This window comes from Microtetraspora niveoalba (assembly GCF_001570405.1).
GTDB classification, from domain to species: domain Bacteria; phylum Actinomycetota; class Actinomycetes; order Streptosporangiales; family Streptosporangiaceae; genus Microtetraspora; species Microtetraspora niveoalba.
On sequence record NZ_BBYM01000006.1, the window covers coordinates 99,633 to 113,941 of the forward strand.

At 70.7% G+C, this 14,309-nt stretch carries 11 protein-coding genes; 6 read left to right on the forward strand and 5 right to left on the reverse strand.

Going from position 1 to position 14,309, the window contains the following annotated elements; translation table 11 throughout:
• Positions 1-86 precede the first annotated feature (86 nt).
• Together AWQ70_RS06155 and AWQ70_RS06160 are read left to right on the forward strand one after the other, a co-directional pair.
• On the forward strand, positions 87-977 hold the full coding sequence (locus AWQ70_RS06155; RefSeq protein ID WP_067171596.1) for an ABC transporter ATP-binding protein: 891 nt from the start codon (positions 87-89) through the stop codon (positions 975-977).
• Positions 974-1,750, forward strand: a complete 777-nt coding sequence (locus AWQ70_RS06160; protein ID WP_067171598.1) for an ABC transporter permease — start codon at positions 974-976, stop codon at positions 1,748-1,750. The genes AWQ70_RS06155 and AWQ70_RS06160 overlap by 4 nt, the downstream gene beginning before the upstream one ends.
• 45 nt (positions 1,751-1,795) lie before the next feature.
• Here the strand turns inward: AWQ70_RS06160 and AWQ70_RS06165 are convergent, their stop codons facing one another.
• Both AWQ70_RS06165 and AWQ70_RS06170 read right to left on the reverse strand, forming a co-directional pair.
• The gene (locus tag AWQ70_RS06165; protein WP_067171600.1) at positions 1,796-2,605 is read right to left on the reverse strand and encodes a DUF4253 domain-containing protein; all 810 of its coding nucleotides are present in this window, start codon (positions 2,603-2,605) and stop codon (positions 1,796-1,798) included.
• An 88-nt stretch (positions 2,606-2,693) separates the two neighbouring features.
• Positions 2,694-3,665 carry a helix-turn-helix transcriptional regulator gene (locus tag AWQ70_RS06170; RefSeq protein WP_067171602.1) on the reverse strand — a complete coding sequence of 324 codons (972 nt, stop codon included), beginning with the start codon at positions 3,663-3,665 and terminating at the stop codon, positions 2,694-2,696.
• A 117-nt stretch (positions 3,666-3,782) separates the two neighbouring features.
• Between AWQ70_RS06170 and AWQ70_RS06175 the strand changes: the two genes are divergently transcribed.
• The 4 genes from AWQ70_RS06175 to AWQ70_RS06190 all read left to right on the forward strand — a co-directional run bounded on the left by AWQ70_RS06175 (position 3,783) and on the right by AWQ70_RS06190 (position 8,250).
• Positions 3,783-5,393: a peptide ABC transporter substrate-binding protein gene (locus AWQ70_RS06175; RefSeq protein WP_157529915.1), complete on the forward strand. Its 1,611-nt coding sequence runs from the start codon at positions 3,783-3,785 to the stop codon at positions 5,391-5,393.
• Positions 5,390-6,313, forward strand: coding sequence for an ABC transporter permease (locus tag AWQ70_RS06180; protein ID WP_067171612.1), 924 nt, complete (start codon positions 5,390-5,392; stop codon positions 6,311-6,313). The genes AWQ70_RS06175 and AWQ70_RS06180 overlap by 4 nt, the downstream gene beginning before the upstream one ends.
• Positions 6,306-7,322 (forward strand): ABC transporter permease, encoded by a 1,017-nt coding sequence (locus AWQ70_RS06185; RefSeq protein WP_245646767.1) that lies wholly within the window; start codon positions 6,306-6,308, stop codon positions 7,320-7,322. Before AWQ70_RS06180 ends, AWQ70_RS06185 begins: the two co-directional genes overlap by 8 nt.
• 61 nt (positions 7,323-7,383) lie before the next feature.
• The gene (locus AWQ70_RS06190; protein WP_067171614.1) at positions 7,384-8,250 is read left to right on the forward strand and encodes an alpha/beta fold hydrolase; all 867 of its coding nucleotides are present in this window, start codon (positions 7,384-7,386) and stop codon (positions 8,248-8,250) included.
• Here the strand turns inward: AWQ70_RS06190 and fxsT are convergent, their stop codons facing one another.
• From fxsT to AWQ70_RS06205, 3 genes are read right to left on the reverse strand one after another with little or no spacing between them, the layout of a single operon-like run.
• On the reverse strand, positions 8,251-12,159 hold the full coding sequence (fxsT, locus tag AWQ70_RS06195) for an FxSxx-COOH system tetratricopeptide repeat protein (RefSeq protein ID WP_067171615.1): 3,909 nt from the start codon (positions 12,157-12,159) through the stop codon (positions 8,251-8,253). It lies immediately after the preceding gene.
• Complete coding sequence (locus AWQ70_RS06200; RefSeq protein WP_084516572.1) at positions 12,156-13,397, reverse strand: TIR-like protein FxsC; 1,242 nt, start codon at positions 13,395-13,397, stop codon at positions 12,156-12,158. The genes fxsT and AWQ70_RS06200 overlap by 4 nt, the downstream gene beginning before the upstream one ends.
• Positions 13,398-13,439: 42 nt before the next feature.
• Positions 13,440-14,309 (reverse strand): AAC(3) family N-acetyltransferase, encoded by an 870-nt coding sequence (locus AWQ70_RS06205; RefSeq protein ID WP_306303392.1) that lies wholly within the window; start codon positions 14,307-14,309, stop codon positions 13,440-13,442.

Below are 14,309 nucleotides of genomic sequence, written 5' to 3' on the forward strand. Positions count from 1 at the left end.
GTACGGCGGCGGATTCCCGCTTTCGCGCGATATCTCCTTACAAAGGAGGAGGAAATTCGATGATCTCGGATTGATAATCGCCTCCGATGACTGCGATTGAGATCCGAAACCTGTCGAAATCCTTCGGCGCGGTCCGGGCGGTCGACGATGTCACCTTCACCGTGGAGGCCGGCTCCGTCACCGGATATCTCGGACCGAACGGCGCGGGAAAGACCACTACGCTGCGTTCCCTGCTCGGCCTGGTCACGCCCGACTCCGGCGAGGCGCTGGTCGGCGGGAAACGCTACACCGACCTGGCCACGCCCCTGAACGAGGTCGGGGCGGTGCTCGAGGCCACCAACTTCCACCCCGGGCGCACCGCGCGCAACCACCTGCGGCTGCTCTGCGTCGCCGCCGGGCTCCCGGTCGCGCGGGTGGACGAGGCCCTCGGCCAGGTCGGCCTGGCGGACGCGGCCGGCAAGCGCGTCGGCGGCTTCTCGCTCGGCATGCGCCAGCGGCTCGCCCTCGCCTCCGCGCTGCTCGGCGAGCCCAAGGTGTACATCCTGGACGAGCCGGCCAACGGGCTCGACCCCGCCGGCATCCAGTGGCTGCGCGGCTTCCTGCGGCACCTCGCCCACGACCGGGGCGCGGCCGTCCTGGTCTCCAGCCACGTGTTGTCCGAGGTCGAGCAGACCGTGGACAACGTGGTGATCATCGCGGGCGGCCGCCTCGTACGGCAGGGCACGCTGGCCGACCTGACCGCGGGCGGCGAGAAGACCGTGCGCGTCCGGACGGCCGAGGGCGGCGACCTGGCCCCTGCGCTGGAGAAGGCGGGCGCGACCGTCGAGCGGGTCGACGGCGGCGCGCTGCGCGTCCACGGCCTGGAGCCCGAGGAGATCGGCCGGATCGTGCTCGACCAGCGCGTCGTCCTGACCGAGATGACCCCCGAACGCTCCGACCTGCAGAAGGTCTTCCTGGAACTGACGGAGGCACGATGATCGGCCTGGTGCGGGCGGAGCTGCTGAAGCTGTCGACCACGCGGCTGTGGTGGGTCATGCTCCTGTCCACCGTCTTCTTCATCGGCCTGAGCCTGGCCTTCTTCGTGGGCTTCGCGGGCAACGAGCCGGGCGGGCTGCCCCCGATCGACACCCCGCAGTGGGCGCAGGTCGCCTGGTCGGCGGGGTCGAGCGGCCGCATCTTCGTGATGATCCTCGGCGTCGTGATGATGACCTCCGAGTACCGCTACCAGACGATCACCGGCACCTTCCTGACGACGCCGCGCCGCGGCCGGGTGATCACCGCCAAGCTGGGCGCGGGCCTGGTCGTCGGCGCGCTGTTCGCGCTGGCCGTGCTGGCCTTCACCGCCCTGGTCGTGATCCCCGCGGTGCTGATCGCCGGAGGCGAGCTCTCGCTGACGGAGAGCCGCGTCCCGCAGATCGCCCTCGGCACCGTCGCCTCGTTCGCGCTCTACACGATCCTGGGCATCGCCCTGGGCGCGCTCGTGCGCAACCAGATCGCCGGCATCGTCGGAGCGGTCGCCTGGGCGTACATCATCGAGAGCGTCTTCCTGGCGATCCCCGCGCTGCAGGTCGTGGGCAAGTGGTTCCCCGGCGGGGCGGCCCAGGCGCTGATGAGCATCGACGTGGACACCGGCATGGGCACGGGCGGCGACATGCTGCCCGCCTGGGGCGGCGCGGCGGTGCTGGTCGGCTACGCGGTGGTCTTCGCGGTCGTCGCGAACGTCACGACCGTGCGCCGCGACATCACCTGACGACCCCGCCGTGACCGGTCGCCGCGCGGCGGCCGGTCACGGCGGTCAGTCCCACCAGAACGACCAGGCGTTCTTGCCGCGGATCTGCTCGGCGTAGTCGGCGAGCGTGCCCGGGCCCTGCAGGATGCTGTCCGGGCAGAACGTCCAGTGCTCCGCCGCCACGTGGAGCGAGTGCTCGACGGTGGCCGGGGGCGCGGCGACGCTCAGGTCGAGCGTGTTGAACCCCATGCCGATCACCCTCGCGCCGAAGCGGTCCTCCCAGCTCCGGACGACCGCGGCGAGGGGGACGCTCCACTCGTTGTGGTGCACCGCGCCCTGCCAGCCCATCACCGCCAGGACGTCGGCGCCCCGGTCGACCGCCGCGAGGCCGAGCGGCGTCCGGCGGCCGGCCACGATCCGGGCGTACCAGTCGGCCACCACGTCGGGGTCGGCGACCAGCCGCCCCGGCTCGGCCGGGCCCGGGCACTCCTCCCCATAGGGGGCGAGGTCCGCCACGCCCCCGGCGAGCAGGTCCCGCCACACCTCCGCCATGAAGGACTCCGCCCGGTAGTTGTCGATCTCGGACGCGGGCTCCGGCGCGATCTGCCCGGCCGACCAGGGCTGTACGGAGTCCTCCAGGAGCACCGGCCAGAGGCCGGAGCTCGGGTGCTCGGCCCGCAGGCGGGCCCACAGCGACGCGGGGACCGGGGCGTCGCTGAGCCAGAACGAGGGGCGGCGGTGGGTCCGGAGCCGGTCGTACGCGGGGTCCGGCCACACGAGGGCTCCCGGGGGAAGGCCGGCCGGGAGCGCCCGCCCGTCTCCGCCGTCCGGGAACAGCAGCCCCAAATGTTCACCATCGTCCGTTCTGATCACCACCCCAACAGGATCTCAGAATCGCTGTCGGAGGTCCCTAGGGAGTTCGCCGGACTTCTTCACCGGGTTCGGGCGCGCCGGGGGCGGCGGATCAGGGAAGATCCAGCCGGCACAGTCCCTCGGCGAGGGCCTTGGTCGTCAGGCGGGTACGGCTGTCGCACCCGAGCTTGGCGAAGACGTGCTCCAGGTGGGTGGTGACCGTGCGGACGCTGAGGACCAGGGCGGCCGCGATCTGCGGGTTGGAGTCGCCCCGCGCCACCCGGGTTAGCACTTCGAGTTCCCGCGCCGTCAGCTCGTACGGCAGGGCGCAGGGGCGCTCGGCGATGACCGCCCCCTGGATGGAGCCGTGGAAGCCGACACCGGCCCGGTGGATGCGCAGCTCCCGCCACTGGCCGGTCCCGTCCAGCCACAGCCCGCGCCGGGACAGCTCGCGCGAGTCGATGAACTCCCGGGCCAGCCCGGCCATGGCGGCCTCGGAGCGCAGCGCCTCCGACGGCGGCCAGCCCGCCACCGTCCGGCAGCGCCCGCCGCGCTCGTACGCCAGGGCGTGGAAGCCGGGCGGCAGCCCGAGCGGGTCGATGACGCAGCGGGTCAGGTCGGTGACGTGGGCCAGCGCGGGGGAGACCGCGGAGATCACCGTGCCGGCCTCCGGCGGGAAGTCGTCCCGCGAGTGGAGGTGCAGCAGGCCGGTGTAGCGGCCCTCGGTGAGGAACAGCGGCGTGGTGATGCCGGCGCGCCAGCCGTACTGCTCCAGATGGCGGCGGAAGTAGCGCTCGGTGCCGGGGGAGCCCATGACCAGGGGCTCCTTCAGAGACATCGCCCTGCGGTAGGGGGCGAGGCTGGTGTACTCCTCGGCGGCGTCGGCGTCCACGCGGGCGTACCCGGCGGACACCAGCGACCGGTGCCGTCCGGTCGCCGGGTCGAACGCCACGAACTCGTAGGCCTCCACCGGGATCACCTGGCGCAGCGCCGTCATCGCGCCGTGCGCCCCGTCCTGGGCCACTCGGAAGCCCAGTTCGGCGATCGCGTGGAGGTGACGCGCGCTCAGGCTGATCTGATTCATGGGGGCCTCCACGATAAGCCTGCCGTAGATCCTTTTTGCAAGGAATACGTAAACCATCCGATGTAAGCACTTGAAGCGCTCTTTACCCTCACCGCAACAGTAGAGGCGGAGGATCACGTGACGCTCAGCAGAAGACGAACCGCCGCCCTCGCGGTGGCGGCGGTCATCCTCGGCGGGGTCAGCGGATGCGGCGGCTCAGGCGGAGGGCAGGACAAGCAGGGCGGGGACGCGCAGGGACCGAGCGTGTTCTCGGTCGCGCTCACCGAGCCCGACCACCTGACGCCGGGCAACACGTCGAGCAGCTATTCCATTGCGGTGCTCGACGCCATCTTCGATACCCCGGTGTATATCGACGCCGACGGCAAGCCGCAGATGCGCGCGGCCGAGTCGGTGACCAGTGACGACCAGAAGGTCTGGACGATCAAGTTCAAGCAGGGCCAGAAGTTCAGCAACGGTGAGCCCGTCACCGCCGAGAGCTTCGCGGACGCCTGGAACGCGGTCGCCTACGGCCCGAACGGCTGGACCAACAACTACTACTTCGCCAACATCGAGGGGTACGACGCGCTGAACCCCGAGGAGGGCGAGCCCAAGACGGACAAGATGACCGGGCTGGAGGTCGTCGACCCGAACACCCTCAAGGTCACGCTCACCGGTCCGTTCAGCCAGTTCCCGATCACGCTGGCCTACATCGCGTTCGCGCCGATGCCGAAGGCCGCGTTCAAGGACCTCAAGGCGTTCGACCAGGCGCCGATCGGCAACGGCCCGTTCACGCTCGACGGGGCCTGGCAGCACAACCAGAAGATCGCGGTCAAGAAGTCGCCCGACTACGCGGGCGATCGCAAGGCCCATTCGGACGGCGTCGAGTTCAAGATCTACGCCAGCCGGGACACCGCGTACACCGACCTGCGGGCCGGCAAGGTGGACCTGCTGACGACGATCCCCCCGGCCAGCGCGCCGGAGGCGAAGAAGCTGCTCGGCGACCGGTTCCTGTCGACGGCCGGCGGCACGATGGACTACCTCGGCTTCCCGACGTTCGACAAGCGGTTCGCCAACGCCGACCTGCGCAAGGCGGTCTCGATGGCCATCGACCGGCAGGCGATCGTCGACGCCGTCTACAACGGCGCGTTCAAGCCGATGGCGTCGCTGGTCGCCCCGCTCGTGCCCGGCTACCGCGAGGACGCCTGCGGCGAGCCCTGCGCGTACGACCCGGCGAAGGCCAAGCAGCTCTTCGACCAGGCGGGCGGGTTCAGCGGCACGCTCAACCTGTACTTCTCGAACGCCGACCCGAGCTACGAGCAGTGGATGACCGCGGTCGCCAACCAGCTCAAGCAGAACCTCGGCATCCAGGACATCAAGTTCCGCAAGATCCCGGCCTCCGACTACCTGACGACGCTGCGGGAGCGCAAGGAGGACGGCCCCTTCCGGCAGAACTGGGTCATGGACTACCCGAGCCCGCAGAACTACCTCGAGTACATGTGGGGCGAGGGGAACCGCATGGGCTGGGAGAGCAAGGAGTTCGTCGACCTGATCAAGCAGGCCAACGAGGCGCCCAGCGTCGAGGCGAGCCTGCCGCTCTACCAGAAGGCCGAGGACCTCGCGATCGCCGAGATGCCCTTGATCCCGCTGTGGAACTGGCAGGACCAGTCGGGCTACTCCAGCCGGCTCGGTGACGTCAAGCTCACGCCCTACACGAACAACCTCGACACGATCACGGTCAAGAACAAGTGAGATACGCCGTCCAGCGCCTGATCCAGGCCGTCCCGGTCTTCGTGATCACCACCTTCCTGATCTACACGATGGTGTTCGCGCTCCCGGGAGACCCGATACTCGCGCTGGCCGGCGACAAGCCGGTGCCCGAGCAGGTGCTCGACGTCATGCGCGAGCGCTACCACCTGAACGACCCGCTGCTCGTGCAATACGGCTACTACATGCTCGGGGTGTTCCAGGGCGACCTCGGCGAGACCTTCACCGGGCAGCCGGTGAGCGACCTGCTCGCGGATCGGTGGGCGGTGACCGCGCAACTCGCGCTCACCGCCTGGATCTTCGAGCTGGTCGTGGGGGTCGGGCTCGGGGTCGTCGCGGGACTGCGCCGCGGCGGCATCGCCGACACGGCCGTCCTCGCCGGCACGACGTTCGTCATCGCGGTCCCGGTCTTCGTCGTCGGGTACACGGCGCAGATCCTGTTCGGCCTCAACCTGGGGCTGTTCCCGACGGCGGGCACCGACGAGGGATGGCCGGTCAGCTACCTGCTGCCCGGCATGGTGCTCGGCTCGTTCGGGCTCGCCTACGTCGCCCGGCTCACCCGGACCTCGCTCGTGGAGAACCTCCGCGCCGACTACGTCCGCACGGCCACGGCGAAGGGGCTGCGGCGCCGCCGGATCGTCGGGCTGCACGCGCTGCGCAACTCGCTGATCCCCGTGGTGACCTACCTCGGCATCGACTTCGGCAACCTGATGGCCGGCGCGGTCGTCACCGAGGGCATCTTCAACCTGCCCGGCATCGGCCAGCAGGTGTTCCAGTCCATCCAACTCCAGGAGGGTCCCGTCGTCGTCGGCGTCGTCACCCTGCTCGTCATGATCTTCATCGTCGCCAACCTGGTCGTGGACCTGCTGTACGGCGTGCTCGACCCGAGGATCCGCCGTGCCTGAGCTCCTTCCAGGAAAGCCCGGAAAGCCGGGAGAGGCGCCGAAGCCCGGCCGTACCGCGACCGGCCCCCCGCCGGACCTCACGGCCGCGTCCGGCGGTGCGCCGGGCGGCGTGGCCGGCGCCGCGCCCGACGTCCCGGACCCGGCCGGCGAGACCGGCACGGCCGGCCGGTCGTTGTGGCGCGACGCCTGGCTGGAACTGCGCGGGCGGGTCGTGTTCTGGATGTCGGCGGTCATCCTCGTCGTGGCCGGCGCGATGGCGGCCGTCCCCGACCTGTTCGCCGCGATGGGCCCGAACGAGAACTGCAACCTCAGGATGTCCAAGAAGGGGCCCGGCGCCGGCGCGGTCTTCGGGTACGACCTTCAGGGCTGCGACTACTGGTCGCAGATCGTGCACGGGGCGCGGGCGTCCATCCTGATCGGCGTCGCGGTGACCGTTTTCGCGCTGCTGATCGCCGTCGTGCTCGGACTGGTCGGCGGATACTACGGGGGCGTGCTCGACGCGCTGATCGCCCGGATCACGGACGTCTTCTTCGGCATCCCGTTCGTCCTCGGGGCGACCGTCGTCCTGGTGGCCTTCCCCGGCCGGGGCATGTGGGCCATGACGCTCGTCCTCGTCGTGCTCGGCTGGACGACGATGACCCGCCTGATGCGCGGCCAGGTGATCGCCGTGAAGGACATGGACTTCGTGGCGGCCGCCCGGATGCTCGGCGCGGGTGACCGGCGGATCATGTTCCGGCACATCCTCCCGAACGCGATCGCGCCGGTGTTCGTGGTCGCCATGCTCAACGTCGGCAACGTGATCGCCGGAGAGGCGACCCTCGACTACCTCGGCGTCGGCCTGCAGTACCCGGACGTGTCGTGGGGGCTGCAGCTCAACGTCGCCCAGACGTTCTTCGCCGAGTACCCGCACCTGCTGGTCTTCCCCGCGCTGTTCCTGACCGCCACCGTGCTGAGCTTCCTCATGCTCGGCGACGTCGTACGGGACGCCCTCGACCCCAAGCTGCGATAGCTGATTCTCCCAAAAGTGGGGAAACTTTACTCAATGGGGTGAAGTGCGACGGGAGGATTCCTTGACCATCTTCGTGGCGGCTCCGGACGGCAGACGGCTGGCAGTGGAGCAGCGGGGGGCCGCGGACGGCAGCCCGGTGTTCCACCTGCACGGCACTCCCGGCAGCCGGGTCGGCCCCTCACCCCGCGAGACGACGCTCTACCGGCTCGGCATCCGGCTGATCAGCTTCGACCGTCCCGGCTACGGGCGGTCGGACCGGATGCGCGGCCGGCTCGTCGCCGACGTCGCCGCCGACGTGGCCGTCATCGCCGACCATCTGGGCGTGCCGACGTTCGCGGTGGTCGGCAGGTCGGGCGGCGCCCCGCACGCCCTCGCCTGCGCCGCGCTGCTCCCCGGCCGGGTCACCCGCGCGGCCGCGCTCGTCCCCATCGCCCCGCGCGACGCCGACGGGCTCGACTGGTTCGACGGCATGGTCCGGTCCAACGTCGTGGAGTACACCGCGGCGATCACCGGGGACCGCCTGGTCTCCGCCCGGCTCGGCTCCGCCGCCAGCCAGATCCGCGCCGACCCCGCCGGCAAGGTGGTCGGGCTCTACGAGCAGGTGCCCGAGTCGGACCGGCGCGTCGTCTCCGACCACGGCATCCGCCGGATGCTCGTCGCGAACTTCGCCGAGGGCCTGCGGGAGACCGCCGACGGCTGGGTGGACGACGTGCTCGCCTTCTCCTGGGAGTGGGGGTTCGACCCCGCCGCCATCGCCGTGCCGACACTGGTGTGGCACGGCGAGAACGACGTGTTCGCCCCGGTGGGCCACGCGCGCTGGCTGGGGGCAAGGATCCCCGGCGCGACCCTGGACATCCGGCGCGGCGCGGCCCACTTCGGCGCGCTGGACGTCCTGCCGGACGTGCTGCTCTGGCTCACCCGCGCCTGATCAGGTCGGCTGCGGCTCCAGGTCCCGGTTGATCCGCCGCCACGCCTGCAGGGCCACGATGTTGGGATGGCCCTCCCCGAGCACGGCGAGCATGGACGCCAGGGTGGCATCGCGCATCTGCTCGGACTGCGCCGTCCTGCCCATCGCGGCGAGCGTGACCGACAGGTTGGCCTGGCAGACGAGCGTGTCGGGATGCTCGAACCCCAGGGTGTCGCGCAGCCCCGCCAGCGCCCGCCGCTCCAGCGACTCCGCCTGCTCGTGCCGTCCGAGCTCCCCGGCGCAGTTCGCCACGTTGACCATGCACGACAGCGTGAACGGATGCCGGTCGCCGAGCCGCAGGCGCAGCGCGTCGAGCGTCTTCTCGCCCGTCGCCAGCGCCTCCTCCCGCCGGCCGGTGCCCCGCAGGTACGTCATCAGGTTGTTCGCCGCCACCAGCGTGTACGGATGGTCCGCGCCGAGCAGCTTCTGGTAGGCCGTCATCGTGGCCAGCGCCACGTCCCTCGCGCCGTCCTTGTTCTCCAGCGCCGACATGCAGCTCGCGTACTCCAGCGCGGCCGCCTGCGTCTCGGGAGAGTTCGGATAGAGCGCCAGGTAGCGGTCGTACGTCTCGCGCGCCAGGGTCATCGCCTCCTGCTGCCGGCCCGCCTTGCGCAGCGACACCGCGAGGCTCTTGGACGCCCGCAGCGTGTCCACGTAGTCGTCGGACAGCACCTCCCGGTACCGCTGCAGCGTCTGCTCGAGCAGCTCGACCGACCGCCTGAACTCGCCCGCCTCCCGCATGTCGCGGGCCAGGTTCTGCGCCGTCCCCAGCGTGTACGGGTGGGACTCGCCGAGGACCAGGCGCATCCGCTCCAAGGTGTCCTGGTCCAGCTCCATCGCGCTGAAGCAGTCGCCCACCAGCCGATAGGAGACCGCCAGGTTGTTGGCGGCGTTGAGCGTGCGTTTCTCGTCCTCGCCGTACAGCTCCTTCCACTTGTCGTACGTCTCCCTGGCCATCTCCAGGGCGAGGTCGAACTCGCCGAGCGCCCGCAGGTCGGCGGCTAGGCCGCCGGTCGTGAGGAGCGTGTGCGGGTGGTTCTCGCCCATGACCCGCGTCTGCTGCTCCCTGACCCACTCGTCCAGCTCACGCGCCGCCTGGTAGCTGCCCTGCGAGCGCTGCACGTTGGCGATGTTGAACAGCAGGTGCAGGCGCTGCCGCTCGTACTGGCCGAACTCCTCCTCCCAGTAGTCGGCGAGCCGCTGCCCGAGCTGCAGCGCGCCGGCGAACTCGCCGCGCTTCCACAGGTAGCGGACCCGCTCGGTGAGCAGCCGGCGCGTCTCCTCCTCCGTGCAGTTCTCCGCGTTCGAGGGCAGCAGGTGCGGCCAGATGAGGTCGTACCTCGCCCAGTTCTCCGGGTCGTCCACCTCGCCCTGCCGGGGGCGGGCGCCGACCAGCACGTGGTGCACCTCGTGCGAGGTGTCGTCCACCTCGTCGGCCGACATCTGCCCCTTGATCACGGCCTGGACCAGGCGGTGGATCTGGATCGTGTTGCTGCCCTGGTCGATCTTGGCGAGCGCGAACCGGCTGATCTCCCTGATCAGCCGGCCCAGCATGAGCTTCTCGCCGCGCAGCGTGTCGTCGTACGGCAGCAGCGAGCGCATCATCTCGTCGCTGTACAGCAGGAACATCGAGATCGGGTCGGGGGAGAAGAACGCGCAGAGCTGGAGCATCCGCACCGCCGCGGGGGAGCGCTCGCGGAGCTGGGTGAGCGAGATGTTCCAGGTCGCCGCCACCGGCTGGGGATAGCCGGGCGGCGGGTTCGTGGACAGGATCTCCGCGGTCTGCGTCTCCAACTGCGAGATGTACTCGCCGGCCGACATCCCGGTCTCCCCGAGCCAGGCCGCCGCCTGCTCGACCGCCAGCGGCAGGTAGCCCAGCGCCTCGGCCACCCGCAGCGCCTCGCCCGGGTCGAGCTCGGGCACCCGGCGCTGCAGATGCTCCAGGCTCTCCTCGCGGCTGAAGACGTCCACCTCGAGAGGGGCCGCGACGCTCGACCACGAGCGGTTGCGCGAGGTCACGAGCACGTGCCCCGGCCCGCCGGGCAGGAAACCCCTGACCTCCTCCGGATCGCCCGCGTTGTCGAAGATCAGCAACCAGCGCGAGTACGGCTCGCCGCGCCGCAGCGCCTCGCGGGCCGCCTCCGCGCCCTCGACCACGCTGTCGCCCACGCGCATCCCGAGCCGCCCGGCCAGCTCGGCCAGGGACGGGTTGATCAGCTCGGGCTGCTCCGCCGGGATCCACCACACCAGGTCGTAGTCGGCCATGAACCGGTGCGCGTACTCCAGCGCGACCTGCGTCTTGCCCACGCCGCCCAGGCCGTACAGCGCCTGCGGCAGGACGACCGCCTGGCTGCCGCCGACGAGCTGGTCGCGGAGCGTCTCGAGGGCCGCGCTGCGCCCGGTGAACGCCGGGTTGCGGGCCTGCACGTTCCAGATGGGCGGGACCGTCCCGGGAAAGCGCGAGCCGAGCGTGGAGGGGGCCGCCGCGTAGTCGGCCGGGTCCCGGCCGGCCGCGCGCAGCACCGCGTCGGTCGCCTGCCCGGCGGTGAGCCGTACGAGATCGACCGGCGGCCGGTCGGAGAAGGGGGCGGGCAGCCGCACGTCGGCGATCCTGGCCGCGATGAGCGGGCGGCCGTTGCCCGCCATGTCCGGCGCGGACAGGCGCTCCCACGTCTCGCGCCCGTGGGCGGAGCGCACGTAGGCGGTCGAGAGGATGACGAGCGCCTGGCCCCGGCCCTCGCCGCCGTCCAGGCTCTGCGGGCCGTCGATCGCCTGCGGTGTGACCCGGCACCCCGCCCGCCGCAGCACCGCGCCGATCCAGTCGGCCCACATGCGGTCCTCCGGCGCGTAGCTCACCAGGATGTCGGTGTGCTCGGCCGGCTGCCGCCGGGTGAACGCGTCCAGCCACCGGGTCCGGACGCTCTCCTCCAGGGCCGGATAGGACGTGACCCGCCCCCCGGTGATCGCCGCCGTCAGCCGCTCGTACGCCGACAACATCGAGGTCGGCGAGCCCGGCGTGTCCCCGAACGCGGCCAGCGTCTCCTCGAACGCGTAGAACCGCTTGTACGGGATCTCCACCGAGAGCCAGTAGTGGTTCAGCTCCTCCGGCGTCATGCCCTTGGGGAAGCGGTCGAACTTGCTGCGCGCGAAGAGCCGCCCCGCGTCCAGCTTGTCCTTCTCGCCGTCGTCGATCCGCATCGGCACCGGCAGGATCCTGATCTCGCGGTCGCGGTACCGCTCGTCGATGTAGCGGGCGATCTTGGCCGCGCCCTCGATGCTCTGGTCGGCCATCGTGAAGCAGTCGATCAGGATGTCCGGCATCTGGATCGTGCAGATGTCGGCGATGTCGCTCATGCCGGTCCGGCTGTCGATCAACGTGTAGTCGTAGTTGCGCTTCATGTCGGCGCGCAGCGCATCGAGGAACCGGCCGCCGCCGAGCCGCTCGTAGAAGTTGTCCCAGTCGAAGGTGGACACCAGCGAGGAGTAGTCGCGGTTCTGCTGCCCCGCCGAGACGAAGTCGAGGGTCCCGCGCCCCGGGAACTCCCACTCCAGCGACACCGCGTGCGGCATCACCCTGGCGTACTCACGGTGCCAGTCGGCGGGCCGCTGCTGCTCGCGCACCGCCGCCCACATGTAGTTGCTGATGATGTCGATCACACCGGGCGTCGCGCTGATCGTGCCGACGTCGAGAAAGGGATGGAAGAACTTGTGCAACCCCGGCGACTCGAGGTCCCAGTCGACGACGAGGACGCGCAGGCCGTTGCCGGCCAGCACCCACGCCGTGTTCGCCAAGGCCATGGTCCGGCCCGTCCCGCCCTTGTACGAGTAGAACGTGACGATCCGGCCCTCGTCTTCCTGCTGGTCGGTCATCTGGGCTCCTCCGAATCCATCAGCCGAGGTTTCTTGGTCGCGGGCCCCTCCGGCGGATAGGTCCGGGCCGTCTTGAAGAAGTGGTTCGCCGCCCTGCCCAGCGCGTCGGGAAGGGCCCTGTGGAACGCGCTGAGCGAGTCCACGTCCGTGCCGAGGTCGGTGAGGCCCTCGTCCAGCGCGCCGTCCACCGACGCGCGCAGCAGCGGACGCGACGCCGCCGTCTGGGCGTCCTCGTCGTTCCACGGAACGATCACGCCGATCCACTTGTGCCGCCGCCGGTTGAGATCGCGCAGCCGCTCGCGGCAGTCGCTCCCCGTCGTCGCCCACGGATCCACCAGCATCACCGCGGGTGAGTCCGGGCCCTCCTCGGACATCAGCTCCCTGGCGTGCTCGTCCAACGACCCCACCTGCGGCAGGAAGCCGTACGCGGACACGATGTCGGCGGCGTAGGAGGCCAGCGGGCGGGTGCAGTTCTCCCCCCGGTACGGGTTCCACTCCTGCGGGCTCAGGCCGTAGTAGTACGGGTTCCGCTCCGGCGGCAGGCTGCCCAGGTCGGGGGCGGCGATCGTCACCTTCAGCGGGCGCTCGGCCCGATAGTCCGGGAAGGCGCTGCTGAGCGCGTGGTACTCCGGCGCCGGCCGCATCGAGGCGATGTACGTGCTGTGCGCGACCTCGACGATGCGCTTGGCGAGCGCGAGCGTGGCCCGCTGGTAGTGCGAGCGCATCGAGGTGAGCTTGACGAGCCCGTAGAAGCCCTCCTCCTGGTAGCGGGGGCCGAGTCCGTCATGGGTGAACTGGATCGACTGGGCGACCTGCGGAAGCCGGTCCACCGGGAGCGGGGTCCACAACGCCGGAACGATCGCCTCGGGGAGCTGGCCGTCGGGGCCCGCGTGGTTGGTCATCCGCTGCTGGAACGCGGCCCACTCCTTGCCGCACTGCTCGCTCTCGAAGTAGCGGGGGGAGTAGAGGGGCACGAACACCCGGCAGGTCGCGAGGGCGTCGGCCAGCCGTTCCGGCCAGTGGTGCCCCGAGCGGAGGTCCACGTCCATGAACCCGGCCTGCGCGCCGGTGGGGAGGTTCGTCATGTTCATGATGTGGTCGCACAGGTCGCCGAAGAGCTTGGCCACCCACTTGTTCGGGTCACCCCGCCTGTTCTGGTCGTGCGGGGGGATGTGGGCGTAGCTCAGGAAGAAATAGGGGAGCTGGCTGGAAGATCCAGGAGCCGGTCGGGGAGCCATCCGCCTCCTTTCCTCCACGCATATTCACTATAGAAACTCACGCTAAGTCAAGGTAGCGCCTGGGATGCCGTATTCGAGGGTGGATCGGTGCAGGGCGAACCATTCTGTCGCGAAATCCACCGCCGCTGCCACGGGAAACAGAAACGAACGCGCGTGACCGACCCGGCCCCGCCGTACCTTTCCGGTCGAATCGAAATCGGCGCCGAGCCGGCCCATATCGCCGTCGTCCAGGACCACGTCCTCGTATTCCCACCATTCGGGGCCCCGGCCGAAATCGACGACGCAGCGGTAAAGGCGCCGGGGCGGGGCGCTCGTGTAGCGATATTCGGCGAGATGGAACGCCGTGCAGCGGTCGAATCCGACGCCGAGGAGCAGCACGGACGCGCCCGCGTCGTACAGCCGGGCGAGCGGCGACGCCTCCCCCAGGTGGCAGTCGGGGGCGTGGCCGTCCATCAGGCAGGAGGCGAGCCGGCCGACGGCGGCGAAGGACGTCTGCGGATGGGCGCTGCGCACCGCCCCGGGGCTGGTGCGCACCTCCTCGGCGATCCGCCCCATGCCCGTGGACGGTGTCGTCTCCGGGTCGAACGCCGGCATCCCCGCCCGGAACCGGGCGATCTCCTCGGCGGTCATGCCCCGGATCGCCTCCAGATGGAGCGGCGAGGTGTCGGAGTTGTCCGCCGTGCCGGCGGGCACGACCAGCGTGCCGTGGGGGCCGAGCACGTCCCGCAGCGCGGCGACGACCGACCGGGCGCTCCCCGCCACCGGCCCGACGCGGCTCAGCGAGGCGTGGACGAGCAGGGTCTGCCCGGCGCGGACCCCGAGCGCGCGCAGATCACGCCGGAGCCGCTCCGCGGTGACGGGCACGGCGAAGGGCCCGGCGGCGGTCGCGGTGGAGGTCACGGTGGAGGTCAC